27 protein-coding genes are annotated in these 24071 nt (G+C 68.6%); 11 read left to right on the forward strand and 16 right to left on the reverse strand.

All coding sequences use genetic code 11. From position 1 onward, the window contains the following. Nucleotides 1-42: 42 nt before the first annotated feature. Nucleotides 43-636, reverse strand: a complete 594-nt coding sequence (locus tag ACWGID_RS16385; RefSeq protein ID WP_452197301.1) for a TIGR03086 family metal-binding protein — start codon at nucleotides 634-636, stop codon at nucleotides 43-45. Between the two features lie 52 nt (nucleotides 637-688). Here ACWGID_RS16385 and ACWGID_RS16390 point away from each other — a divergent pair, with 52 nt between their 5' ends. The 5 genes from ACWGID_RS16390 (at nucleotide 689) to ACWGID_RS16410 (ending at nucleotide 3693) form a co-directional block, all read left to right on the forward strand. Then, a complete protein-coding gene (locus ACWGID_RS16390) occupies nucleotides 689-1108 on the forward strand; it encodes a MarR family winged helix-turn-helix transcriptional regulator (protein WP_452197302.1) in 420 nt (139 codons plus the stop codon). An 81-nt stretch (nucleotides 1109-1189) separates the two neighbouring features. Beyond that, complete coding sequence (locus tag ACWGID_RS16395) at nucleotides 1190-2017, forward strand: hypothetical protein (protein ID WP_452197303.1); 828 nt, start codon at nucleotides 1190-1192, stop codon at nucleotides 2015-2017. Between the two features lie 66 nt (nucleotides 2018-2083). Continuing rightward, complete coding sequence (locus tag ACWGID_RS16400) at nucleotides 2084-2494, forward strand: DoxX family protein (RefSeq protein ID WP_452197304.1); 411 nt, start codon at nucleotides 2084-2086, stop codon at nucleotides 2492-2494. Nucleotides 2495-2524: 30 nt separating this feature from the next. Then, on the forward strand, nucleotides 2525-3034 hold the full coding sequence (locus ACWGID_RS16405) for a sigma-70 family RNA polymerase sigma factor (RefSeq protein WP_452197305.1): 510 nt from the start codon (nucleotides 2525-2527) through the stop codon (nucleotides 3032-3034). Further along, nucleotides 3031-3693 carry an anti-sigma factor family protein gene (locus ACWGID_RS16410; protein ID WP_452197306.1) on the forward strand — a complete coding sequence of 221 codons (663 nt, stop codon included), beginning with the start codon at nucleotides 3031-3033 and terminating at the stop codon, nucleotides 3691-3693. The genes ACWGID_RS16405 and ACWGID_RS16410 overlap by 4 nt, the downstream gene beginning before the upstream one ends. Before the next feature lie 359 nt (nucleotides 3694-4052). On the opposite strand, the gene ACWGID_RS16415 is transcribed toward ACWGID_RS16410, so the two are convergent. Together ACWGID_RS16415 and ACWGID_RS16420 are read right to left on the reverse strand one after the other, a co-directional pair. Continuing rightward, a complete protein-coding gene (locus tag ACWGID_RS16415) occupies nucleotides 4053-4292 on the reverse strand; it encodes a hypothetical protein (RefSeq protein ID WP_452197307.1) in 240 nt (79 codons plus the stop codon). A 52-nt stretch (nucleotides 4293-4344) separates the two neighbouring features. Then, the gene (locus tag ACWGID_RS16420; protein WP_452197308.1) at nucleotides 4345-5043 is read right to left on the reverse strand and encodes an ArsR/SmtB family transcription factor; all 699 of its coding nucleotides are present in this window, start codon (nucleotides 5041-5043) and stop codon (nucleotides 4345-4347) included. 9 nt (nucleotides 5044-5052) lie between these two features. On the opposite strand from ACWGID_RS16420, the gene ACWGID_RS16425 reads away from it, so the two are divergent. After that, complete coding sequence (locus tag ACWGID_RS16425; protein ID WP_452197309.1) at nucleotides 5053-5733, forward strand: flavin reductase family protein; 681 nt, start codon at nucleotides 5053-5055, stop codon at nucleotides 5731-5733. On the opposite strand, the gene ACWGID_RS16430 is transcribed toward ACWGID_RS16425, so the two are convergent. Further along, the gene (locus tag ACWGID_RS16430; RefSeq protein WP_452197310.1) at nucleotides 5703-6005 is read right to left on the reverse strand and encodes a helix-turn-helix domain-containing protein; all 303 of its coding nucleotides are present in this window, start codon (nucleotides 6003-6005) and stop codon (nucleotides 5703-5705) included. The genes ACWGID_RS16425 and ACWGID_RS16430 overlap by 31 nt on opposite strands. A 68-nt stretch (nucleotides 6006-6073) precedes the next feature. Here ACWGID_RS16430 and map point away from each other — a divergent pair, with 68 nt between their 5' ends. After that, a complete protein-coding gene (gene map / locus ACWGID_RS16435; RefSeq protein WP_452197311.1) occupies nucleotides 6074-6850 on the forward strand; it encodes a type I methionyl aminopeptidase in 777 nt (258 codons plus the stop codon). A 15-nt stretch (nucleotides 6851-6865) separates the two neighbouring features. On the opposite strand, the gene ACWGID_RS16440 is transcribed toward map, so the two are convergent. From ACWGID_RS16440 to ACWGID_RS16460, 5 genes are read right to left on the reverse strand one after another with little or no spacing between them, the layout of a single operon-like run. Then, the gene (locus ACWGID_RS16440; RefSeq protein WP_452197312.1) at nucleotides 6866-7651 is read right to left on the reverse strand and encodes an arylamine N-acetyltransferase family protein; all 786 of its coding nucleotides are present in this window, start codon (nucleotides 7649-7651) and stop codon (nucleotides 6866-6868) included. A gap of 24 nt (nucleotides 7652-7675) precedes the next feature. Continuing rightward, entirely contained in the window at nucleotides 7676-8071 is a 396-nt protein-coding gene (locus ACWGID_RS16445; protein ID WP_452197313.1) for a VOC family protein, read from the reverse strand. Between the two features lie 11 nt (nucleotides 8072-8082). Next, nucleotides 8083-8433, reverse strand: coding sequence for an SgcJ/EcaC family oxidoreductase (locus ACWGID_RS16450; protein WP_452197314.1), 351 nt, complete (start codon nucleotides 8431-8433; stop codon nucleotides 8083-8085). Next, a complete protein-coding gene (locus ACWGID_RS16455) occupies nucleotides 8430-9524 on the reverse strand; it encodes a YbfB/YjiJ family MFS transporter (protein ID WP_452197315.1) in 1095 nt (364 codons plus the stop codon). The genes ACWGID_RS16450 and ACWGID_RS16455 overlap by 4 nt, the downstream gene beginning before the upstream one ends. 1 nt (nucleotide 9525) lies before the next feature. Continuing rightward, nucleotides 9526-10236: an SDR family NAD(P)-dependent oxidoreductase gene (locus ACWGID_RS16460; RefSeq protein WP_452197316.1), complete on the reverse strand. Its 711-nt coding sequence runs from the start codon at nucleotides 10234-10236 to the stop codon at nucleotides 9526-9528. A gap of 129 nt (nucleotides 10237-10365) precedes the next feature. Between ACWGID_RS16460 and ACWGID_RS16465 the strand changes: the two genes are divergently transcribed. After that, nucleotides 10366-11295 carry a LysR family transcriptional regulator gene (locus ACWGID_RS16465; protein WP_452197317.1) on the forward strand — a complete coding sequence of 310 codons (930 nt, stop codon included), beginning with the start codon at nucleotides 10366-10368 and terminating at the stop codon, nucleotides 11293-11295. Here ACWGID_RS16465 and ACWGID_RS16470 read toward each other — a convergent pair. Continuing rightward, nucleotides 11279-12058 (reverse strand): GntR family transcriptional regulator, encoded by a 780-nt coding sequence (locus tag ACWGID_RS16470; protein WP_452197318.1) that lies wholly within the window; start codon nucleotides 12056-12058, stop codon nucleotides 11279-11281. The two genes, ACWGID_RS16465 and ACWGID_RS16470, sit on opposite strands and share 17 nt — an antisense overlap. A 252-nt stretch (nucleotides 12059-12310) precedes the next feature. Between ACWGID_RS16470 and ACWGID_RS16475 the strand changes: the two genes are divergently transcribed. Beyond that, nucleotides 12311-13336, forward strand: coding sequence for a YeiH family protein (locus ACWGID_RS16475; protein WP_452197319.1), 1026 nt, complete (start codon nucleotides 12311-12313; stop codon nucleotides 13334-13336). On the opposite strand, the gene ACWGID_RS16480 is transcribed toward ACWGID_RS16475, so the two are convergent. Next, a complete protein-coding gene (locus ACWGID_RS16480) occupies nucleotides 13321-15129 on the reverse strand; it encodes a glycoside hydrolase family 2 protein (RefSeq protein ID WP_452197320.1) in 1809 nt (602 codons plus the stop codon). The genes ACWGID_RS16475 and ACWGID_RS16480 overlap by 16 nt on opposite strands. Before the next feature lie 175 nt (nucleotides 15130-15304). On the opposite strand from ACWGID_RS16480, the gene ACWGID_RS16485 reads away from it, so the two are divergent. Beyond that, the gene (locus ACWGID_RS16485) at nucleotides 15305-16273 is read left to right on the forward strand and encodes an aldo/keto reductase (protein WP_452197321.1); all 969 of its coding nucleotides are present in this window, start codon (nucleotides 15305-15307) and stop codon (nucleotides 16271-16273) included. Here the strand turns inward: ACWGID_RS16485 and ACWGID_RS16490 are convergent. After that, entirely contained in the window at nucleotides 16270-16983 is a 714-nt protein-coding gene (locus ACWGID_RS16490) for a class I SAM-dependent methyltransferase (RefSeq protein ID WP_452197322.1), read from the reverse strand. The genes ACWGID_RS16485 and ACWGID_RS16490 overlap by 4 nt on opposite strands. A 32-nt stretch (nucleotides 16984-17015) precedes the next feature. Next, nucleotides 17016-17495 (reverse strand): GNAT family N-acetyltransferase, encoded by a 480-nt coding sequence (locus ACWGID_RS16495; protein WP_452197323.1) that lies wholly within the window; start codon nucleotides 17493-17495, stop codon nucleotides 17016-17018. A 183-nt stretch (nucleotides 17496-17678) separates the two neighbouring features. On the opposite strand from ACWGID_RS16495, the gene ACWGID_RS16500 reads away from it, so the two are divergent. Then, nucleotides 17679-18659 (forward strand): TRM11 family SAM-dependent methyltransferase, encoded by a 981-nt coding sequence (locus tag ACWGID_RS16500; RefSeq protein WP_452197324.1) that lies wholly within the window; start codon nucleotides 17679-17681, stop codon nucleotides 18657-18659. Nucleotides 18660-19657: 998 nt separating this feature from the next. Here the strand turns inward: ACWGID_RS16500 and ACWGID_RS16505 are convergent. The 3 genes from ACWGID_RS16505 to ACWGID_RS16515 form a co-directional block, all read right to left on the reverse strand. Then, entirely contained in the window at nucleotides 19658-21862 is a 2205-nt protein-coding gene (locus ACWGID_RS16505; RefSeq protein ID WP_452197325.1) for a DUF222 domain-containing protein, read from the reverse strand. Between the two features lie 99 nt (nucleotides 21863-21961). After that, nucleotides 21962-22828 (reverse strand): amidohydrolase family protein, encoded by an 867-nt coding sequence (locus ACWGID_RS16510; protein WP_452197326.1) that lies wholly within the window; start codon nucleotides 22826-22828, stop codon nucleotides 21962-21964. Nucleotides 22829-22833: 5 nt separating this feature from the next. Continuing rightward, nucleotides 22834-24069 carry an ATP-grasp domain-containing protein gene (locus ACWGID_RS16515; protein ID WP_452197327.1) on the reverse strand — a complete coding sequence of 412 codons (1236 nt, stop codon included), beginning with the start codon at nucleotides 24067-24069 and terminating at the stop codon, nucleotides 22834-22836. Nucleotides 24070-24071 lie beyond the last annotated feature (2 nt).

Below are 24071 nucleotides of genomic sequence, written 5' to 3' on the forward strand. Positions count from 1 at the left end.
GGGTAGGGCTGATCGGGTAGGGCTGATCGGGTAGGGCTGGGCTCAGTTCGGCCAGGTGGGGTTGCGGCCGAGGTGGGTGAGGATGCGGGCGAGGGGGTCGGGGCCGGACCACGGGATGGCGGGGGCGAACGGCGTACCTGGGGTGGTGCGGACCTCGCCGGTGGGGACGACCTGGGCTACGGCTTCGGCGGCCTCGAGGGTTTCGGGGGTGAAGGAGACCGTCGTGCCGAGGGCGGCCGCGACGTCCCAGCTGTGGACGATGTAGTCGATGAAGTGGAAGCTGACGGCCTGGGGGCCGGGGAACGCTGCGTCGGGGCCGAACTCGGCGAGCGTGAACGTGCGGTCCGCTACACCGGGTTGGGCAAAGGCGTCGAGGACGTGTTCGGCGGACGCGATGTACGCCTTGACCGGGTCGTCGCCGAGGTCGCGGAGTTTCCAGATCGCGGGGTCGGACTCGCCGCGGGATGCGGCGGCGAAGCCGTAGTGCTGGGTGGCCATGTGGGCGAGCAGGCCGTACAGGGTCCAGGCCCGGCACGGGGTCGGCCGGGCGAGGTCGGCGGTGGTCGCGGTGCCGGCGATGTCGATGCTGACGCGGACGGCTTCGGCGTCGAGTGCGATGTAGTCAATAGTAGGCATGCGCTTATCGTAAGTGTCAGCATATGATTGCGCCAGTGCTACCTTTTCGAACATGGCCACCGAGCGTCCCGATCTGGCAGCGATGCTGTATCCGCTGGTGCGGGAGCTGATCGCGCTCGAGATGCCGGTGCTCGCCGCGCACGAGGTGTCGATGTGGGGCTACTCGGTGCTCACTGCGCTGGACGAGACCCCGGTCCGCACCCAGGCCGCCCTCGCCGAGGCGATCGGTGCGGACAAGTCCCGCATCATCGGCACCCTCGACGAGCTGCAGAAGGCCGGCCTGATCGACCGCACCCCCGACCCCGACGACCGCCGCGTCCGGCTGCTCTCGATCACCACCCAAGGCCGCCGGGTGCGCCGTGCCGTCCGCAAGGACATCCAGTCGCGCGAGGAGAGCGTCCTCGACTCGCTCTCGGCAGCCGACCGCAAGACGTTCATCCGCATCCTGCACAACCTGCACGCGTCACGCTGACTGCCCGCGTCACGCTGACGATGGAGCCCGTTCCCTCCCGCGGGTGATCCGGCCGCCGCCATGGCTCAACAGACTGTCCGCATGAGGCGAGCAGTGCTGGCATGGGCGATCGCGTACGGCGGTCTGCGGGTCTGGTTCGCGACGGGTCATGCGCCCGGGTGGAAGTTGCCCGGTGACGATCTGCTGATCCCGAACTGGGCAGCCGTCGCCGCTTGCCTGATCACCGCAGTGGCCGTACTGAAGATCCACCCAAAGTTGCTCTGGGCACTCGCCGCGGCCTGGGTCGCAGCCGCCGGATTCCTGCTCCTCGATGTCGTCGCCGCGATTCTGCCGGGTCTGGGCATTCCCTTCGATCCGCTCGGAATGCTCACCCGCCTAGCCGCCGTCGCCGGCGCCGTCCTCCTCGCCCTCACGGCCAGAGCCCATCAGCCGATCCCCAAGCCCTGGCCCAGTTGGCTTTCGTCAGCCGGCGCGGTCGCAGCGGCGGTCGGCTGCCTGACCAGGCTGGCCGCTCAAGCAGCCGTCGGCTTCAACCAGACGCCGCACGGCGGCAACTTGTCGCTGATGCTGTTCGAAGGCGGGTTCCTGATGGTCGGGACAGTTCTGCCGTTTCTCCTCGCGCATCCGATCGGCCGCCGGTTCCCGCGGTGGTTGCTGCTCCTTCCCGGGTTCACGATCGGCGTCGGCATGACGGCGTACTTCGGTGTCGGTCTGATCCAGATGGTCGTCGCCGCGCTCCAGGGTGAACCGGTCTACGGCGACGTGGGTCTCCCGGACAGCTTCTTTTGGGTCGCGGTCCCGGCGTACGTCGTCTGGGGCGCCGGGCTGCTCGTCGCGGCGCGCGGGTACCAATTCGCCACCCGGAAGACAATCGATTCGGAGTGTGATCTTCGCATCACGCAGCGTTGAACCAAGTGGAGCGTTCAATCGTTCGAACCAAGCACAGACCACAACCGCCCCAAGGAGTGAGGCCCTGTGCAGGTGCTGGAGCGTTTTCAGAGAGAAGTGACCGGTGTCTTCCGGATCGTCGTCGGGTTCCTGTTCGCGACCCACGGCGCGGCCGCGTTGTTCGGCGTCCTCGGGACCGAGCAGGTCGGGCTGCTCGTCTGGCCGTCCTGGTGGGCGTCGCTGATCCAGGCCGTCGGCGGTGCGCTGGTGATGATCGGGCTCGGCACCCGGTACGCCGCGCTGCTGTGTTCGGGCTCGATGGCGTTCGCGTACTTCACCGTGCATCAGGAGTCTGCTTTGCTACCTGTGCAGAATGGTGGCGAGAAGGCGGCGCTGTTCTGCTTCGCCTTCCTGCTGATCGCTTTCCTGGGCAACGGTGCCTGGTCGGTGGAGCGGGCAGCCAAGGAACCCGTACGAGCGACCGCGGCCACCGACTGATCCCGGATGTCCGACAGAGCAGGAGCGCCGATGGCCGATGACCGGGCGGCGCTGCTGCGCGAGCTGCACGACGTGCACGCTCCCGCGCTGTGGCGGTTCGTCGTCCGGCTCACCGGTGACGACCGGCTCGCCGAGGACGTCGTCCAGGAGACCCTGCTCCGGGCGTGGCGGCGGCCGCACATCCTGTCCGAGGACGAGGCGGGGGCCCGGGCCTGGCTGTTCACGGTGGCGCGCAACCTGGTCATCGACGACCGGCGCAGTGCCCGGGTCAGCCGGGAGGTTGCCAGTGACGACCTTCCCGAGAACCCGAGCGCCGACCACGCGAACGCCGTACTGGATGCCTGGCTGGTGGCGGAGTCGCTGGCGCAGTTGTCGGAGGAACATCGGCAGGTGATCGTGCGCGCGTACTACGGACGCCGTACGGTCACCGATATCGCCGAGGAGTTGGACATCCCGTCGGGCACCGTGAAGTCGCGGCTGCACTACGGGCTGCGGGCGCTGAAGCTCGCGCTGCAGGAGAAGGGGGTGACGAGTCAGTGAATGACCCGTTCCGGGAGTGGGACGCGGCGTACCTGCTCGGCGCGTTGTCGACGACGGACCGACGCGCGTACGAGGAGCATCTGCAGACCTGTGCCGAGTGCTCGGCCGACGTGGCGTCCCTGGCCGGCGTCCCCGGGGCGCTCGCCGCGCTGCCGGCCGACCGGGCGCTGGCCACCGTCACCGTCGACCCGCCGAACCTGCTGCCCGGCCTGGCCCGTAGCGTCCAGCGCGACCGCCGTAAGCAGCGGCTGCGCTTCGGTGCCCTGACCACCGGGATCGCGGTCGCCGCCGCCGCGATCGGTGTGGTGATCGCGATCCCACTCACCCGCGACCAGCCGAAGGGCGATTACGTCGTCCTGGCCCAGACGGTGAACAGCAAGCTCTCCGCCGACGCCCGCCTGGTCCCGGAGGCCTGGGGCACGACGATCGAGATCAGCTGCCGGTACGACGAACTCGCGACGCCGAGCGAACGCACGCGGGGGTATGAGTTGTACGTCACAGATGCCTCGGGCAAGGTTCAGCTGATCGCGAGCTGGACCTCCTCGCCCGGGACCACGGTGAAACCGGCGGCCACCACGAAGTTGCAGCGCAGTGAGATCCGGGCGCTGGACATCCGCAGCTCGGAAACCGGCCGAGTAGTGCTGGCCGTTCATTTCTGACAGCGCATGACTACGCCGGGTCGGGGCACTGGGGAGGTCAAGAACGGCGGTCGCTCGAGAGGCCACCGATCGAGACCCCGGTGTTCAGGGACGTGCACCGGGGTCGCCGTTCGTCTGGGTGCTTCGGCTGCAGCGCGTCGCCGTGATCGGTTCGTAAGAAACTTGGGCAAACCTGTAACACTCGGGCCGTCACAGGCGATACACCGTGTGTAACGCCACTGAGGATCTCGTCCCAGGTCGTCCGCCCGAAGGGCCTGGGCCGAGGTTCTCGATGCTCATGAGGCGCCAGGCAGCGTTACGACGCGAAGGGCCCCCGGTGATGTCCACCCGGGGGCCCTTCGCGTTGAAGCGTTCCCTCCCTAGGACGCTTTCTCAGTCGGGCCGTTCGACTCGGGGAGAGCGATCCGGTCCGCCGGGAGGCGTTCCGTCCGCTCGTGTCCGTCGTCGCCCTCGTACTGCACCAGAGCGGTCCATCCCGACTCCTCGTGGTCGCGGCCGATCAGCCAGCCGCGACGCCACTGGCCGTCCGCAAGGACGATCACATGGCTGGGCAGAGGGAGTCGGGACACCAGATCGGTGCCGGGCTCGAACTCAGTCATGGCCGAAGGCTAGGTGCAATCGCCGCTGAGCGCCTCCTGAGAGCGTGTTCCCTCACGCACTTCTCAGAGTCCGGACGACGCCGATCGGCAACCCGAACTCCCGTACCGCGCCGTCGACCTTCAACGCGCGACCGCCCGGGATGTGCGTCACCCAGCCGTGCCGGAGTGCGTGCGTACACAGCGCCGCGCCGACCGCACCGGCGATATGCGGCCGCCGCTCGGTCACGTCCAGACAGGATCGGACGGCGGGCCGGCCGCGGCGCGCCTCGACCGTGATGCCGAGATCTTCCAACCAGGCTTGGCCTTCCGGCGTCATCGCGATCCCGTCGGACCAGTCGATCAGGCCGCGTTCGGTCATCGCGTCGGCCAGTGCGACGCCGAGCTTCCCGGCCAGGTGGTCGTAGCAGGTCCGGGCCCGCGCGAACGCGTCCCGCTTGCTCACCGCCGACAAACTGTTCGCGACTTCGGTACGCCGTGGCGCCAGCGCCGCAAGCCCTTCGATCAACTCGGCAGTGTCCGGTCCGGCAAGTCGCACGTACCGGTGCCGCCCCTGGCGAACCTCGGTCAACAGCCCACCCGTGACCAGCACGTTGAGGTGCTCGCTGATCGTCGGCCTCGACACCTTCGCGACCTTGGCCAGTTCGCTCGCGGTCCACGCCCGCCCGTCGAGCAGTGCCAGACAGACCGTCGCGCGTGTTCCGTCGGCCAGCATTCGCGCCCAGCCGGCCAGCTCCACACCTTCGGCAGTCATACCCCCATCATGCCGCCGCGACAGTTCGGCACCCACCTAACCGTCCGGTGCATAGCGTCGATCGACGTGACCCACCTGACGATCGAACCTTCCATCCTGTACGTCGGTACGCCCGTCGCCCTGCTCAGTACGAGCAATGAGGACGGCGCCGTGAACCTCGCACCGATGTCGTCCGCTTGGGCACTCGGGGACGTCGTAGTACTCGGGGTCGGAATGTCCGGGCAGACGGCCGTCAACCTGCGGGCCCGGCCCGAGGTCGTGATCAACTACCCGTCGCCCGAGCAGTGGGAGGCGGTCGAACGCATCGCCGACCTGACCGGGCGTACTCCGGTGCCGGACCACAAACGGGCGCGTTTCCGGCACGAGCGCGAGAAGTTCGCCGCTGCCGGGCTCACTCCGGTCGCGTCCGAGTGCGTCGTACCGCCGCGGGTCGCCGAGTGTCCGTTGCAGTTCGAGGCGTCGGTCGTGCACTCGGAGTTGGATGCTGAGGGCAACTTCCTGATCGCGCAGGCCCGGGTGCAGAGGGTGCACGCGGACGAGCGGATCGTCGTCCCCGGGACGTCGTACGTCGACCCGCGGGCGTGGGAGCCGCTCGTCTACAACTTCCGTCACTACTTCGGACTCGGCCCCGAGTTGGGGGCGTCCTTCCGCAGCGAGACCTACGAGGCGAACCGCTCGCGGGCGGTGTGACCGGAACGGGCCGGTGCCTTGCCGCGGTCGGGCGGGTTGATCTCGGCCCACACCTCGTCGAGGGAGAGGCCGAGAACGTCGGCGATCGCGGCGATGGTCGAGAAGGCCGGCGTCGCGACCCGGCCGGACTCGATCTTCCGTAGGGTCTCGGGTGAGACGTGCGCGTCGAGCGCGGTCGCGAGCATCGATCGCTCCCCGCGCGCCCGGCGCAGCAGGGCGCCGAGGCGTTGCCCGCGCTCGACGTCCGCGGGAGTGAGCGGCAACCTGACCATGAACCGATTCTAATACCGGGATAGTGTATGGCCGGTATAGTTATTGGTATCGCGAGAAGGACGCCCGCATGATCGAGATCCTCAGCCCCTCCGAAGTCGCCCGCGCGAAGGACACCGGCGCGCTGGTCGCCGGCATCCTGCAGACCCTGAAGAGCCGGAGCGCGGTCGGCACCAACCTCCTGGACATCGACCGGTGGGCCCAGGAGATGATCATCGAGGCCGGAGCGCAGTCCTGCTACGTGGACTACGAGCCGTCCTTCGGGCGCGGGCCGTTCGGCCACTACATCTGCACGGCGGTCAACGACGCCGTACTGCACGGCTTGCCGTTCGACTACCAGCTTGCCGACGGCGACCTTCTGAGTCTCGACCTCGCCGTCCTGCTGGGCGGCGTCGCCGCGGACTCCGCGATCAGCTTCATCGTCGGTGACTCAAAGCCCGCGGAGAGCGTCGCGCTGATCACCGCGACCGAGCGCGCCTTGGCCGCGGGCATTGCCGCCGCCGGGCCGGGTGCTCGGATCGGCGACCTCTCGCATGCGATCGGCACGGTCCTCAGCGACGCGGGGTACTCGATCAACGTCGAGTTCGGTGGTCACGGCATCGGCTCGACGATGCACCAGGACCCGCACGTGTCGAACACCGGACGACCCGGCCGTGGGTACAAGTTGCGTCCTGGTCTGTTGCTCGCCCTGGAGCCGTGGGTGATGGCCGACACCGCCGAGCTCGTCACCGATGACGACGGGTGGACGCTGCGCAGCGCGACCGGCTGCCGGACGGCGCACAGCGAGCACACGATCGCCATCACCGAGGACGGCGCCGAGATCCTCACGCTGCCCAAGGGAGCGTGAGGCCGAAGCCCCCCGTCAGACGAGTTCGAGGCGGTCGATCTCTTCCTCGCTGAGGACGACATCGAGGGAGGCGAGCACGTCCGGAAGATCCCGCGGCGGGACCGCGCGTTCCGTCGTACGGCCGTCGGCGTGTTCGACCGTGAGAGTGTCACCGACCAGTCGTCGTACGACGCCGTCGGCGACGCGCATCACGACGGGGCGGCCGGTGAACGGCGAGTTCGGATGCGTGGAGACGTAGTGGTGGTAGACCTCGTAGTCGATCGGGCGGACCGGCTCGTCGTTGGACGCGTGTTGCGGGACCCAGCCGTCCGCGGTCTGCTTCGACAACGTCCACAGGTCGCCGTCGAGGGTCAGGCGATGGTCCCAGCCGGCCTGGTCGATGACCGCGCCGTCCTTCAACGGAGTCGGGTAGAGCTGACCGGCGCCGAACCCGACGTCCGCGAGGAACTCCTGCCCGTCGGCCCCGACCTTCAGCAGTGCGTGCGTCCGCGGGCCGGACTTGTGTGGTTGGACCCGCGCGACCCGCCGTACGACGTCGAAGCCGAGCTGCTCAAGCGCGGCGCCGAACAGCAGGGCGTGCTCGTAGCAGTACCCGCCACGCTGCCGTCCGACCAGCTTGGCCTGGATCGCGTCGAGCGTGATCCCCGGATGCGTCCCGAGGATCACGTCGATGTTCTCGAACGGGATCGCGAGCACGTGCGCGCGATGCAGGCTGCGTAATGCGTCCGCGGACGGGGCGACCCGGTCGTGGCCGATCCGGGCGAGGTAGGCGTCCAGGTCGAGGCTCTCGATGTTCCACATGTGCGCTACCTCAACACTTCCAGTTCACTTGAGGTCAAGCTCGGTGAACAGCGTGAGCTGGATGCCGCCGGGTGTCTCCAGGCGGGAGTTCAGCGAGTTCCACGGCGTCCGGGTCGGTGCCGCGACGACGGTCGCGCCGGCGTCGGCGAGCCGCTGCGTGGTCGCGGCCGAGTCCTCGACCTCGAACGCCACCCGGTACTTCCCGGCCACCCGTCGGCCGACCTCGACCTCGTCGATGAACTCGGCCTGCCCCGGGTCCGCGATCTCCAGCGTCGCCCGCTCGACCTCGAGGATCACCACCCGCCCGTTCTCCGAGGAGTACGACGCCCGCTCGGGCAGCCCGAGTACGTCGCGGTAGAACGTCACCGCCTCGTCGTAGTCCTCCGCCGTCACGACCAACCGCAGCTCTTTGACACTCATGCGGTCAGTATCTACAACTTCGAGACCTGGTAGTGGGTGATCAGCCAACCGTCACCGGTCCGCCGGAGCAGCACGCTCAGGTTGACGGTCAACGTGGGCCGGTCGGTGAAGGTGAAGTCGACGGTCAGGTACCCGAGGATCAGGTCGTCCGAGAGCTGCCGGGTCTCGAGGATCCGGTACTGCGCGGCCATCCCGAGCGGCTGCGATTCGTAGTACTCGCGGACGGTTTCCCGGCCCACGCCGTACGGGTGCAGGCCCTGGAAGATCGCGTCCTCGGTGAAGAGGGCCGCGACGTGTTCCGGAGCGTGGGCGTCGACACCGGACTTCCATTGGTCCAAGACGCTGGTGAGGATGTCGTTCATGCAAGTCTCCTTGAGGGGTGGCGGACCAGCAGTGCAGCAGTCGCGGCGAGGGCTACGACGGCGGCGCTGACCAGGAGCGCCTGGTGGTATCCATGGTGGAGTAGGGGGCCGACCGCCAGCGGGCCGATGATCTGGCCGAGGCTGTAGCCGGTGGTGAGGATGGCGACCGCGTGCGGGACCTGGAGTTCGGCGCCGATCGCGAGCGCGAGGTTGGCGACGCCGAGGAACGTCGCGCCGAAGAGCGCGGCGGAGACCAGGCCGGCGGCGACGCCGTGCACGACGGTGGGCAGTGCGATCCCGATCGCCTGCAGGAGCAGCGCGATCAGCAGGAGCTTGGAGCGCGACCAGCGCCGGCTGAGCGCGGCCCAGATCGCGGTCGACGGTAACGCTGCCAGGCCGACGATGATCCAGGCGCCGTTGCCGACCGGTCCGGAGGCGGTTTCGTTGATCGCGGCAACCAAAAAGGTGCCGGCGATGATGTAGCCGATGCCTTCGAGGGTGTAGCTGGTGAGGAGTGCGGTGAAGTGCCGCGATCTGCCGCCGGCCCCTTGGGTGCGTGCAGCCGGCGATCCGGTCAGCTGCCAGGCCGGGATCGTGCAGGCGATGGTCAGTACGGCCGTGATCCACCACGCCGTACGCCAGTTGCTGCCGATCAGCACCGCGCCCGAGAGCGCGATACCGGCGCCGACGCCGCCGAAGGTCCAGCCCACGTGGTGACTGCGCAGCCGGGGGAGTACGGCGCTCACCGCGATCACGAACACCAGCGCGCTCGCGACCCCCGCGATCAGTCGGAGGGCGAACCAGAGCGGACCGCTGTGGCCCACCGGCATCAGTGCGAGGGTCGCGGTGAGGATCAGTAGAGACAGCCGCAGCGTCCAGCGGGAGTGGACCAGTCGCGGCGCGACGACCGCGGCCACCGCACCGGCGAGGTAGCCGGTGTAGTTGGCGGTCGCGAGTGCCGCTCCGAGTCGCGGGGTCAGGCCGGCCTGAGCGTGCATCAGCGGCAGGATCGGGGTGTACGCGAACCGCCCGATCCCCATCCCGCCGGCCAGCGCCGCCGCGCCTTGTCCCGCCAGACGCCAAGGCTTCATGTCAGTGACCTGCCTGCTGACCGCCGTCGACGTGCAGTACCTCGCCGGTCACGAACTTCGCGCTCTCCAGGTACGTGACCGCGTCGACGATCTCGTCGATCTCGCCGAGCCGGCCGACCGGGTGCAGGGCCGCCAGGAACTCGTGCGTCTCCTGCGGATGCATCGGCGTACGGATGACGCCGGGCGACACCGCGTTCACGCGGATGTTGCGGGTGGCGTACTCCGTGGCGAGCGACTTGGTGACCGAGTTCAGGCCGCCCTTGGTCAGTGCCGCGAGGGCCGCGGGCACGGAACTGAAGGCGTGCTCGGCGAAGCTGGTGGTGATGTTGACGACGTGCCCGCCGTCCTCGTTGTCCAGCATCGCGGCGATCGCGCGCCGGGTGGTGTCGAAGAAGCCCCGGAGGTTGAGGCCGGCGACCTGCGCGTAGTCCTCGTCGGTGTACTCGGTGAACGGCTTCGCGACGAAGATGCCGGCGTTGTTGACCAGGGTGTCGATCCGGCCGAAGGCTTCCAGGCCTTGTTCGATCACGGTCGTGCCGACGCCGGGCTCGGCGAGGTCGCCGGGGACGGCCAGTATCCACGGGTCGTCGGACCGCTGGATGGTCCGCGAGTTCGCGACCACGGCGTAGCCGAGCTTGCGGTACGCCGTGACGAGGCCGGCGCCGATCCCCTGGGAGGCCCCGGTGATCACGGCGACTTTCTGGGAGTTCATGGTTCTCACTTTCTCGAGTGGATGTACTTCGATACTCGTCGAACCATTGGGGGTTTTCCACGACCGCTTTGCTCCCAGCTGAGAGGCTCGGCCTACTAGCGTTCCGAGCCGGGACACTAGGCTTCGGCCGTGGAGCTGCGGCAGTTGCGGTACTTCGTGGCGGTCGCCGAGGAACTGAACTTCGGCCGGGCCGCGGCTCGCTTGCACATCGCCGGGCCGTCGTTGTCGCAGCAGATCAAGTCGCTCGAGCGGGACCTCGGCGTGCGGCTGTTCGAACGCGATCGGCGGACCGTGACGCTGACGCCATACGGCGAGACGTTGCTTCCGCAGACGCGGGCGCTCCTGGAGCAGGCCGACGCGTTGCGGCGTACCGCTCGGGGGTTCGCGGCGAGTGAGCCGGTGCGGTTGGGCTATGTCAGCTGGCGGCCGCCGGGTCTGGCCGAGCGGGTGTCCGGGGTGGCGCAGTTGCTCGTCGATGCCTGGGTGATGCCGTCGCACACGCAGGCCGGGCGGGTCGCGGACGGGAGCATCGATCTCGCGATCTGCTGGGTGCGCGCGACGGACTTGGCCGAGCAGGAGCTGTCCGGTCAGCTGCTGGGTGCGGACCGGCTGTTCGCGGTGGGGCGTGACGAGTCGCCGGTACGAGCGGCCGACACGGTGGTTCTGGTGGATGCGGACACCGCGGCGTGGGCGTCGTGGAACATCTACGCGATCGAGTTCGCGCGGGCCACCGGTGCGTCAGTGGTCCGGATCGACGACCACGGCATCACCGGTCCCGCCTTCTACGATCACGTACGCCGACTCGGTCGCCCGGTGATCAGCTCGCCCAAACGCGACGCGACGCCGTTGCCTCGAGAGTTCGTACGCCGGCCCGTGGTCGATCCGGTGCCGGTGTGGACGTGGGCCCTGGTGTCGCGGCGGTCCGAGACGCGTCCCGCCGTACTCGCGGCTGTTGAGGCGTTGACTCAGGATGTGGCGATCGACTTCGACCCGGCGGTGGGCTGGCTGCCGTCGGATGATCCGTTCCGGGAACGGTTGGGGGTCACCACGCCTGGGTGAGGGCGGTGGTGGCCGGCATCAGGCGGTAGCCGGCGTGCGCCGAGAACTCAGCTGACAAGGCGAAGCGGTCGCCGCGGACGAGCGTGTGGCGCCATTCGACCGGGCGGTTCTGGGTGCTGCCCTGGCGGATGATCGAGAACACCGCGGCGTCGTCGGGGCAGTGCAGGAGGGCGCGTTCGGCGGGGGCGGGGTTCACGGCGCGGATGTCTTCGCGGCCGTGGTCGAGGTTGATGCCAGTGCGTTCGGCCAGCTCGTTGTAGAGGCTGGTGTGGGTGAAGTCGGCGTCGAGAAGTGGCTCGGCGAGGGTCGCGGGGAGCCAGACGCGGTCCAGGGCGAGGGGTTCGTCACCGGCGTACCGGAGGCGCTCGAGGTAGACGAGCGGGATGGACTCCTCCAGGTCGAGGCGGGCCGCGACCACACCGTCGGCGCGGACGTCGAGCGCGCGGACGACGCTGCGCTGCGGGAGGCCGGACTCCTCGACGGACGAGAACAGGCTGTAGAGCGCGCCCATCGGCTGGCGGATCTCCGGCGCCGTCGCGACCCGGGGCTGGCGGCCGCGCTCGGCGACGATCAGCCCGTCGGTGCGCAGCTGGCCGAGGGCCTGGCGGACGGTGTGCCGGCTGACCGCGTACTCGTCGACCAGCGCGAGCTCCCCCGGGAACGCGTCGTCGAACTCGCCGGACCGCAGCCGCCGGACCAGATCCGCCTGCAACTGCTTCCACAACGGATCCCCGGCAGCCCGGTCGAGCCTGCGCGTGTTCACCCAGTTCCTCCCAGGGTTTGCCAAATGTCCGGTCATCTCCTACCGTAAATGTACGCACATTTCCGCAGGAAGGACCGGCTAGTGGTGCACGTCGAGGTTAGGTCACCCAACCCCCACCCCGCCGCTCCCACCAGTCCCGACCCCGCCGCAGTCGACCCCGCCACCGCCGGGTCCGCGGACGCCGAGCCCGCCACTGCTGCGGCTTCTGCTGTTCTGCCAATCCACCGTCGCCTCGGCTCTGCCGTGTGGCGAGTGCGGGGGTTGGTGATCGTTTTGGGGCTGACCGCCGTCGCGGTGCCCCTCGGGCGGTTGGTGCCGCTGGTAGGTGGCCCGGTTTTCGGAATTCTGCTCGGCGTACTCGCCGGCTCCTTCATCCCGGTACTGCGCTCCGACGCCTGGCGCCCGGGCTACGACTTCGCCTCGAAGACGCTGCTCCAGCTGTCGATCGTCGTACTCGGCACCGGGCTCTCGCTGCAGCAGGTCGCCCGCGTCGGCGTCTCCTCGCTGCCCGTCATGCTCGGCACCCTCGCGCTCGCCCTCGGCGGCGCGTGGCTCTTCGGCCGAATCCTCGGCGTACGCGGCGACACCCAAACGCTCATCGGCGTCGGTACCGCGATCTGCGGCGGCTCGGCGATCGCGGCGGCCACCGCGGCGATCGGCGCCAAGCGATCCTCGGTCGCCTACGCCCTCGCGACGATCTTCACCTTCAACATCGTCGCGGTCCTGACCTTCCCGCCGCTCGGCCATCTGCTCAACCTGAGCCCCGAAGCCTTCGGGCTCTGGGCGGGTACGGCGGTCAACGACACCTCGTCCGTCGTCGCGGCCGGTTACGCGTACAGCCAGCAGGCGGGCGACCAGGCGATCGTCGTGAAGCTGACCCGGTCGCTGACGCTGATCCCGATCGTCCTCACCCTGGTGGCTCTCAAGATCCGCCGCGAGAACCGCGCGGCGCGGGCGCTGAACGCCACCTCCACGGGCTCGTACGAAGGCGCCACGGCCTCGATCCGCAAACCGTTGCCGTGGCGCAAACTCGTCCCGCTGTTCCTGATCGGCTTCATCGCGGCGGCGGGGCTGCGCTCCGCGGGCGCCGTACCCGAAGCCTGGCTGCCGACGCTCACTGTGATCGGCAGCACGATGATCACCGCCGCGCTCACCGCGATCGGGCTCTCGCTGCGGCCGCGTGAGCTGCGCGACGCAGGACCCAGGCCGCTCCTTCTCGGTGCGATTCTCTGGGTCCTGGTCGCTGTCGGCAGCCTCGGACTTCAGTCCTTCTCGTAGGCGGCCTGACGCTCCTGAACCGCCTTGATCCGCGGTACGTCGAGCTTGTTGCTGCGGTCGAAGTTGTAGATGCCGTTCTCTTCCTGGAAGACGTCGGTCAGCTGCGTGTAGCAGTAACCGAACATCAACTCGTTGTCGAGCAGTGCGTCGATGAGACCGGCGAAGCGCGTGTAGAACTCCTCCTCGTTCGCGACCCGCTGGCCGTAACCCCAGGACTCGGCGCTGCGGCCATCCTGACCCGCGGCTGCCGCTTCGGCGTTCCACCAGATGCCGCCGAACTCGCTGCAGAAGTACGGCTGACCGTCGTACGCCAGGGAGATCGGCTTGCCCTCGGGGCCGCCGGTGTTCCCGTACGGGTTGTCGTTGATCAGGTCGGCCATCTGCTTCGCGAACTCGGCCGGGTCCTGCTCGTAGTTGTGCGAGTCCCAGACGTCGGTCTCCGGCACGCGGTGCGAGTACCCGGACGCGTCCAGCACCGGCCGGCTGCTGTCGGCGGCCTTGGTCGCGAGGAACATCGCGCGGGTGACGTCGTCCAGCTGGGTGATCCGGTCGTGCAGCAGCTGGTGCGTCTCGTTCAGCGGGCACCAACCGACGATGCTCGGGTGGCTGTAGTCCCGCTCGACCGCCTCGAGCCACTGACCGACGTACGTCGCGGTCGGCTGCTGGTTGTCGTCACCGGTGTGGCCGACGCCCGAGCCCCAGTCGCCGAACTCGCCCCAGACCAGGTAGCCGAGCCGGTCCGCGTGGTACAGGAATGTCTCTTCGAAGACCTTCTGGTGCAGCCGCGCGCCGTTGAAGCCGGCCGCGATGCTGAGCTCGATGTCGCGGACGATCGCCTCCTCGGACGGGGCGGTCATCAGGCTCTCCGGCCAGTAGCCCTGGTCCAGCACGAGCCGCTGGAAGACGTGCTTGCCGTTGATCAGGATCGCCTTGCCGTTGATCGACACCGAGCGCAGGCCGGCGTACGAGTCGGCGGCGTCCGCGACGTTGCCCTCGGCATCGATCAGCTCGATGCGGACGTCGTACAGGTGCGGATCCGTGGTGTCCCAGAGCCGGACGCGGTCGGCCGGAACCTGCAGGGTGAGGCGCGGGGCCAGGTCGAGGTCGGCGCGCACCTCGGCGGTCGCGACCTCGCCGTCGGCGTCCTTGAGGACGGCGCGGACCTTGTAGCCGGCCTTGTTCGCGGACAGCGGGGCCTCGAGGTGGAAGCTGGAGCCGGCCACGTCGGGGGTGATCCGCGGGCGCTTCAGGTGCACCGTCGGCACCGCTTCGAGCCAGACGGTCTGCCAGATGCCGGTGGTCCGGGTGTAGAGGCAACTGTGGTTCGCGTACAGCTGGCTCTGCTTGCCGCGCGCCTGCGGGCCGCGGTGGGTGTCGCGGGCGCGGACGACGATCGTCGCCTCCTCGCCGGGCTGGACGACGTGGCGCAGGTTGGCGCTGAACGGGGTGAACCCGCCGCGGTGCCGAACGACTTCCTGGCCGTTCACCCAGACGGTGGCGTCGTGGTCGACGGCCTGGAAGTGCAGGACCGCCTCCTTGCCGGCCCAGTCGGCGGGGATCGTGACGGTGGTGCGGTACCAGACCGCCTCCATGAAGTCGACGTCCTCGATCCCGGACAACTCGGTCTCCGGCGCGAACGGTACGACGATCCGCTGCGTCAGCTCCCGATCACGCAGGCCGCGCTCCAGCCCGGAGTCCGACCGGTCGATCTCGAACTGCCACTCACCGTTCAAATTGACCCATTCGGGCCGAACGAACTGCGGACGTGGGTACTCCGCGCGAGGCTGCGACATGAACTCTCCCGTGATGCTGTGTGGTGGGGTCGCCAGCACTTTACAACGTTGAAATAGGGTCAGCAACGGTGAGTTCCGAGAAGTGGGAAGGGGACACTGGTAGTACCCCGAACCGGAGGAACTCCCACGCCTGGGCCGCGCCGGGTTGACTGGTCCCCGAGGAAAGGACGGTGTGATGCAGTACACGAGACTTGGTACGTCGGGACTCAAGGTGAGCCGGATCGCGCTCGGGTGCATGAGCTTCGGGGACACCACCCGCGGGTTCAACCAGTGGGCGCTCGACGACACGGCCGCCGAGCCGATCTTCCGGCAGGCGCTCGACCTCGGGATCACGTTCTGGGACACCGCGAACGTCTACGGTTTCGGGACGTCGGAGGAGATCGTCGGCCGCGCGATCCGCAAGTACTCGCGGCGCGAGGACATCGTGCTCGCCACCAAGGTGCACTTCCGGATGCACGACGGGCCCGGCGGCGCGGGGCTGTCGCGGAAGGCGATCATGGAGCAGATCGACGCGTCGCTCACCCGCCTCGGGGTCGATTACGTCGACCTGTACCAGATCCACCGCTTCGATCCGGAGACTCCGGTCGAGGAGACGATGGCAGCCCTGCACGACGTGGTGAAGGCAGGCAAGGCGCGGTACCTCGGGGCCTCGTCGATGTGGGCGTGGCAGTTCGCGAAGCTGCAGCACACCGCGGAACGGCACGGCTGGACCCGGTTCGTGTCGATGCAGAACCAGTACAGCCTCGCCCAACGCGAGGAGGAGCGCGAGATGTTCGGCCTGCTCGCCGACCAGGGCGTCGGCTCGATCCCCTGGAGCCCACTGGCCAAGGGCCGCCTCGCCCGCCCCTGGGGTACGTCGACCACGCGCGCCAGCAACGACCCGGTCGCCGACCGCTTCTTCAGCGACTCCGACAAGCCGGTCGTCGACGCCGTCCAACGAGCCGCCGAAGCCCGCGGCGTACCAATGGCGCAGGTAGCCCTGGCCTGGGTCCTCACCAACCCAACCGTCACCGCCCCCATCGTCGGCCCCACCAAGCCCCACCACCTCCCCGACGCGGCAGCCGCCCTCGACCTAACCCTCACCCCGGAAGAAGTCGAAGCCCTACGGGCGCCCTACACAACCCGCGAACCCACTGGTTTCTAGGCCGTGAACAGCCCGGCGTTGAGGAAGTCGGGCCCAAAGGTGTCCTCCCTGCCCGACCGCACGGCGCGGAGCTCAACGGGATTGAGTGCACCGAAGATCACGCGGAGGTCGTCGAGCGCGAAGGTCATCCCGCCGTACGTGTCCCCGGTGGTGACGACCTCGAGATCGCTCGGCGTCTCCATCCGCTCGGCCGCAAAGGTGACGATGCCGAACCGCCCGCCGGGTCGGACCAGCGACAGAACCCGTTGCAGGTAAGTGATCCGGCGGTGCGGCGCGATGTGGTGGAAGCAGCCCGAGTCGTACACGAGGTCGAACGTGTCGGCCGGCAGCGGATCACGCAGTACGTCGAGAGCGGTCAGCGTGACCTCGGCCGGCATGTTCGGCCGGACCACGTCGAGGAGCTCGGCGGCGAGGTCGATCCCGTCGACCGTCGCCCCCTGCTCGGCGAACCACCGCGTGTTCCGTCCGCCGCCGCATCCGACGTCGAGAACACGCTTTCCTTCGAGCTCACCGAGAAGCCCTCGCTCGTGCCAGTCGACAAGAGGTTCGTCGGGGAGCTGGGTTGCGAGCGGATGCCCAGGCGTGGTCAACAACCCGGTCCAGTACTCCGCGGCCGACGCGTGCGAACGATCGCCACGAGCGCTCGCACCCACCACCTGATCGAGCACCTCGAGCAACTGATCAACCGTGTAGATCCGGGATCCCGCCACCGCGAGATTCTATCGGCGCCCACCGTCCAGGCTCAGTGCGTGGACATACCTTGCGGCTCGATGCGCTTGCCGTAGCAGCGGGTGGTTGGTTCGGCGACGTACTTGCCCCACGGATCTACCCGCACGAATCCGCTCGACTCGTAGAGTGCGATCGCTTCGGGTTGCCGCTCGCTGGTCGACAGACGCAGTACCGGATGGTCGGCCGCGCGGGCCGCGTTCTCCAGGCCGGCCAGCAACGCGCGGGCGTATCCCCGGCCGCGCGCCGGTGGAGCGACGTACATTCGCTTGACCTCGCTGTCGCCGGCGTGCTCGGTGTCCGGGCCGAACACCTGTACGGCGCCGCACCCGACGGCACGGTCCTCGCCGTCGAGCACCACGAAGTACCGTGCGCCGCTCTTGACCTGCGAGCGCCCCTCGGGGCCGTTGCGCTTGACGAGTTCGGCGAACGCGGCCTCGAGCAGGCCGGTCAGTTCGGGGTCGTCCGGTGAACGCTCCTGTACGTCGTACTCCACGCGTGCATCGTAAATCCAGGTGAGGAGGCGGCGCGCGCCATATTAAGGTGCCCGCGATGCGTTGTTTCTGAAGGCGTAGGCGCGACCGACGCGGCGGGCTCCCGGGGTGGAGTCGGCCCGATGTGACGTGCGTACGCCGCGCTTCGACTGTTCTGTCGATCGCGAGCCTTCAGGAGCCTTCTTGTGTCCGGCCTTCCCGAGCCGGGACGCGGTGTTGTTGCCCGCGTCACCGATCACCTTGTCCTGCGTACGATCGACGGCGCCGCGGATCTCCTCATCGAGGAACTCCGCGCGATGCCGTCCATCCATTCCATCCACCAGCCGTCGGCCGACACCGTGCAGTGCGTTGTCGACGGGCCGCTGGATGAACTCGCTGCCTGCGCGTTGTATTCGACGGTCGCCGTCTGCGATCTCGAGGAGTCGCTGCGGAGCGGCGTACTGAGCACTCTTCCATCGCCGATCAGATTCCGTGTCGGCGCGGACGATCCGGAGCGTCGACGGGAGTTGATCGCCGCGACCGAGCAACGATTCGGCTGGCTGAACCGGCCGCGCGACTGGGACGTCAACCTGGCCGACGGGGTTGTCGAATACGGCCCGCTCACGTGGACCCGCCGCTTCGGCCGTCCGGAACGGTTGCCCTGGTCAACGAACCTGATCGTCGCGGAGGTGCTCGTCCGGCTGGCGAAGATCCATCCGACGCAGCGTGTGCTCGATCCGTTCTGCGGTACGGGCACCATCCTGCGGTCCGTACGCCGCCGCGTCCCGACGGCAACCGTCCTGGGTATGGACCATGACCCGACCGCCCTGGCCCTCGCCGCTCGCGGTGATCTTTCGCTCGTCAGGGCCGCGGCGGAGGCGCTTCCGGTGGTCTCCCGCAGCATGGATCGGGTTGTCTCGAACCTCCCGTTCGGCAAGCAAGTAGGCAGTCATCGGGCCAACCAGCGCCTGTACCCAGCCTTCTTACAGGAGCTCGACCGGGTCCTGACCACCGACGGGCGAGCCGTCCTCCTCACAGAAGACAAGCGCACCCTCCTCGCCGCCGTCGAACGACAGCCAACGCTGAAGCTCGTGCGCCAACGCCTCCTCAGGTACAACGGCGCGACCCCAACCATCTACATCCTCAGCCGCCGCCGAACTCCGCCCAGAACCGCCCGGCCGCGATAACAGCCCAGGTGACGAATCAGCTCGATGCCACCAACCATCCGGCGACTGCTGTGTACGTTCGCACCGGTGTGCTCGGGTGGAGCACCGCCACCGTGTCGCCAGGTCGCGGAGTACCCGCAAGCTCGCGTTCGGGTCTGCGTGCGTGTGCCGGAGCGCGTTGCTGGGCGCGCTGTAGGTCGCCGCGCAGGCCGGTCTGGCGCAGCGCCTGGTCGAGGGTGACATCGGTTGATTGAGCCGCGCCGCCAACGCTGCGGGGTCCGCGATGGATGCTCTTGCCTGGTGCCGCGGCTGGTGTGCGTCCGTGTGGGCGCTGCCGGTGGAAATGCGCGCTGTACGTCGCCTGCAGGCGGGTCTGACGGAGCGCCTCGCCGAGGGGGGCGTCCGTGATTGACCCGCGCTGCCCGCGCTGCCCGCGCTGCCCGCGCTGCCCGCGCTGCCCGCGCTGCCCGCGCTGCCCGCGCTGCCCGCGCTGCCCGCGCTGCCCGCGCTGCCTGCGCTGCCCGCGCTGCCCGGGTCCGCCGGGTCCGCGATGGTGCTCTTGCCGGTCCCGGCGGCCTGCGTGCGTCCGTGCGGGTGCGGTCGCGTGGAGCTGCGCGTTGTACGTCGGCGTGCGGGCGGGACCGAGGGAGCGCTTGGTCGCGTCGACGTTGGTGATGGAGCTGTGCTGCTTCTCGCTGCGGGTTCGCGGATGCTCGTGTTACGCCTGCGGCTGTTGTGCGTCCGTGCGGGTGCGGTCGGGTGGAGCTGCGCGTTGAACGTCGGCGAGTTCTACCGAGGGAGCGTTTGGTTGGGGCGACGTTGGTGATGGAGCTTTGCTGCTTGTCGTTGCGGGTTCGCGGATGCTCGTGTCGAGCCTGCGGCTGCTGTGTGTTCGCGCTGGTGTGCTCGGGGTGGAGTACGCACGCCGTGCGTCGACGTGCGCGCGTGAGCCACGGAGTACGTGGCCGAGGTTTGGCTCGTTGATCGAGACGTGGGGGAGCGCGTTTGCTGCGGGGTGGTCAGGCGGCTGATTGTGGCGATGAGGCTGGGACGTCGGCTGGGGGATCGGCCCAGGGGTCTACGCGCTGGTCGGCGGGGAGGCTCGCGGTGGTTTGAATGTGGGGGTTGTCGAGGGTTTGTGGGTCGTCGGGGGTTGTGGATTCACCCCAGATGGCTTGGGATGCGGCTTCGCGGAGGGAACGCTCGGAGGCTGGGGTGCCGGGTTCTGTGGTTGATGCCAGCTTGGTGAGCAGCTTCCGTCCGATTGCCGAGCGGTTGGCGATGGCGCCGAATGCCGGGGTTGGGTGGTCGGACGGTGGTGCCGGGGTGGGGCGGTCCGACGCATTCGTGAAGGTGGGTGCTGCGGCAGATGTGTGCGCAGCCGTGGGTGGCCGAGCTGCGGTGGGTGCAGGCGTAGGTGTGCGGGCAGTTGCGGGTGCAGGCGTGTGCGTGCGGGCAGTTGCGGGTGTGGGTGCGCATGTGGGCGTGGGTGTGTGGGGTGTGGCGGGGGTCGGTGTGGGAGTTGTGGGTGGTCGGGCGTTGGGTGGGGTTGGGTGGATGGCGTGGGGAGGGGGTGGGGTGGTCCAGGTGGGGCGGGATACGTGGACCTGGTTGTTGGTGATGGTGATGGTCCACTCGCCGGCGTGGAGGGCTCGGTGGTGGCGGCGGCAGAGGAGGGCGAGGTTGGTGAGTTTGGTTTCTCCTCCGTGGAGCCAGGAGGTGAGGTGGTGGGCGTCGCACATGATGGGTGGGGCGCCGCAGACTACGCAGCCGCGGTCGCGGGCGTTCAGGGCGCGGCGGAGCGATCGGGTGACCAGGCGTTGGGAGCGGCCTACGTCTAGGGGTTCGGAGGTCGAGCCGAGTACCAGGGGGATGATTTTCGCGTCGCAGGCCAGGAGGCGGAGGGCGGCGGCGGAGAGGCCGTCGCCGTACACGACGTCGCCGATTGCGTCGGCTGCTGCTGACTGGAGGTCGGCCAGGTCGATGGTGACCGTGATGTTCGCCTTCGCGCCGAAGCCTGGAACCTGCCCGTCAGTTCCACCATCACTCGACCCATCCGCGTAACCAGCAACGTTCGCCCCACGCGCGTGCCCAGCAGTCTTCGACCATCCCGCGTGACCACCAGCATTCGCCTGACCCGTGCGCCCGGCAGCGTTCGCGCCGCTCGCGTGGCTACCAGCGTTCTCCTCGGTCGTGTGCCCAGCAGTGTTCGCCTCACCCGCGTGAGCGCCAGCATTCGCCTCACCCGTGCGCCCGGGAGCGGTCGCCCCACGCGTGTGCCCGGCGGTGTTCGGCCCGCTCGCGTGAGCACCAGCATTCGCCTCGCTCGCGTGACTAGCAGCGTTCGCCTCACCCGCGTGGTTACCGGTAGTCGGCCCGCTTGCGTGATCGGCGGAGTTCGACTGGTGGTTGGCTGGGGTTGGGGTGTCTAGGGTGGTGGCGGCGACGGTTAGGGCTGTGGTGAGGGCGTCGGCTTGGCGCTTGTCGTGGGGGCGGGGGTCTGGCTGGCCGTCGAGGGTTTTGTGGGGGCGGGCGCCGGCGTGGATGAGGGCGCGGAGGAGTTCGGCGTTCTCGTTGGCGAGGTAGCCGCGGAACTTGACGCCGCGGTCTGCGGTGCTGAGGGTGAGCGTCTCGCGTGCGTACGCCTTTTGTTCCTCGGGTTCGGGGCCGTCGGTGTCGAGGATGTCGCGGGCTCGTTGGCCGGCTTTGCGGAGCTCGGCGGGGCAGAGGTGGCGGGCCAGGCCGACGAGTTCGCGCTCGACGACCTCGAGATCCTCGACGGGGACGGTCGAAGGGACCTGTTCGAGCGCGGACACGATCGCCTCGGCCTGCGCAGGCCGCAGACGTGGCACGTCCTCGTCACGAGAGTCGACGGAGTCACCCGAGTCGACGGCCGGATCGGCCCCGGAGCCAGGCGAGTCGGCGCCGGGGTCACGCGAGTCGACGGTTGGGAGGGCGTTCGCGACGGCGGGGTATTTCGGGAGGGCTAGTGCGAGGCGTACGTCGCGGCGGGCGCGAACGTGGTCCAGCAGGAAGCGGTACTCGAGGAGTTGGGTCGTGTCCTGCGCCCCGATTTCCTTCGCGTACCCGACGGCGTCGAGACCCGCGATGACCTGCAGGCGGTACGTTTCCAGGCGCGCGAGCTCGGCGTCGAGCTGATCGATGGTGTCCAGCATCTCGCTGCCACTCATCGACCAGACCGGTCGCTCACCCAGTGTCTCCATGCACCAACTCTAGGCACACCCACCGACACTTCCCAAACCCAGAACCCCTTATTTTCAAGGGAAATTCTTGTCCACACCTGTGGATCTTGCCAAGAGCAACTAAATGCCCAGCAGTCGAGCGCCGTTGTCCCAGCAGACCGCGCGCAGCCACTCGTCCCCGAGCCCCAGCTCCTCCAGCGCAGAGAGCTGAACCGCGTACTCATAAGGAATGCTCGGAAAGTCCGTCCCCAGCACGATCCGCTCCTGCAGATCACCAAGCCGCGGAACCAGGTCGCGCGGGAACGGCATCAGCTTTTCCGTGAAAGGAGTCAGCGCCATCGTCGTATCCAGATGAACGTTCGGGTACGACGTCAGCGCCAGATGCTCGGCATACTCGGGCATGCCCAGGTGAGCAATCACCGCAGTCAACCGGGGATGCCGCCGCAGCACCTCACCCATCGGCCCAGGCCCGGTATGGCGCCCCGGAATCGGACCCGACCCGCAGTGCACGACCACAGGTACGCCGGCCTCCGCCAACTGCCCCCAGACATCGTCCAGCTCCCCCGACCGCGGATCGTAGTCGCCGACCTGGACATGCACCTTGAAGATCCGCGTCCCGAGCTCCAACGCCTCCCGGACGTAATCCGACGCCTCAGGCTCCGGATAGAACGTGCCGCTGGGCACACAGCCAGGGGTGCCCGCAGCGAAGTCGCGCGCCCACTCGTTGAGCGAAGAGGCCATGCCAGGCTTGTGCGGGTACACCAGCGCCGGAAACGCCCGCACCCCCAGCGCATCCAGGGTCTTCAGCCGCTCCTCGACCGACGTGCGGTAGGTGATCGGCCACTCGGTCCCGTAGTGCTGCGAGGCCTGGTCGAAGTACGACCAGACCGCGTTGAGCATCCGGTCCGGCAGGAAGTGGACGTGGACGTCCACCAGCCCGTCGAGCCCTAGTCGCTGCCACCATGCCGGTACTTCGGAGTCACGCACGCCCTCTAGCCTGCCTGATCGGCCAGCCAGAGGTCGGTCAGGCCCTTGAAATGGGCGAGGAACCTGTCCTGTTCGTGCGCGGGATAGGTCGCCGCGACGGTGTCCCGCAGCAGGCGCTCGAAGTCGGGTCCGGCCACCCAGTCGCGGACGCGCAGGTCGAAGTCGCCCAGGTGCGCGGCACACCATTCGTGGTACTTCGCGGTTTCGAAGTGCTCGTCCGCGAGCGTCAGGTACGCCTCGAGCTTGGCGTCGTAGTCGAGCGTCTCGTCGTCCGCGATCTCGAAGTACCGCTCGGTGCGCAGGTCGACCGACGAGCGCCGGCCCGTCGCCAGGCAGAACACCGACCATTTGACCAGCGCGCTCAGCGCCCACGGGAAGTAGTAGTGCAGCGAGGTCACCGCGACGTCCGGGCAGGCGTTGGCGTAGTCGATCGGATGGACCGAGTCGCCCTGCACCAGCATTTCGCAGGAGTTGAACTCCCAGCCGAAGAACGCGTTCACGATCCGGCTGATCGCCACCGCCTGGTGACCGGCCGACGGCGACAGGAAGTCGTGCGAGACGGCGTACCGGTTGTGCATCGGCTCGTCCGGGCGGAAGTCCATCACCATCGTCTCGGCGCCGATCGAGAGCGCGCGGGCGAACTTGTCGTAGTCGATGGTGGCCTGCAGGTGCATCAGCATCTCGCCGGACTCGTCGTACGCCCGGTGCAGGTCGTCACGATCCCGGATCCGCGAGACGCCCCGCCAGCCGCCGCCGTCGAAGGGCTTCATGTACAGCGGGTATCCGAGGTCGTCGGCGATGGCGTCCAGGTCGAAGGACTGGTTGTACTTCGCCGACGTGTACGCCCAGCGGACGTTGTCCACCGGGTTCTTGTACGGCACGAGCACGGTCCGCGGGATCTTCAGCCCGAGGCGGAGCATCGCGCAGTACGCCGAGTGCTTCTCCATCGACTGGAACGTGAACGGCGAGTTCAGCAGGTACGTCCCGTTCATCAGCGCGGCCTTCTTCAGCCACTCGCGCGGGTGGTAGTACCAGTACGCGAGCCGGTCGATCACCAGCCCGACCCGCACCGGGTCGTTCAGGTCGAACGGCTCGATGGTGAGCCGCCGGGAGCCGAACTCGTGCTCGCGCCCGTCGATGGTCACCGGACCGAGGCGCTGCAGCAGCGCCTCGAAGGCTCGCGGCCAGTCCTCCTCGGCCCCGAGCAACAACCCGATCAGATGCCGTGAGCGGTCAGACATAG

Source organism: Kribbella sp. NPDC054772, from assembly GCF_053611945.1.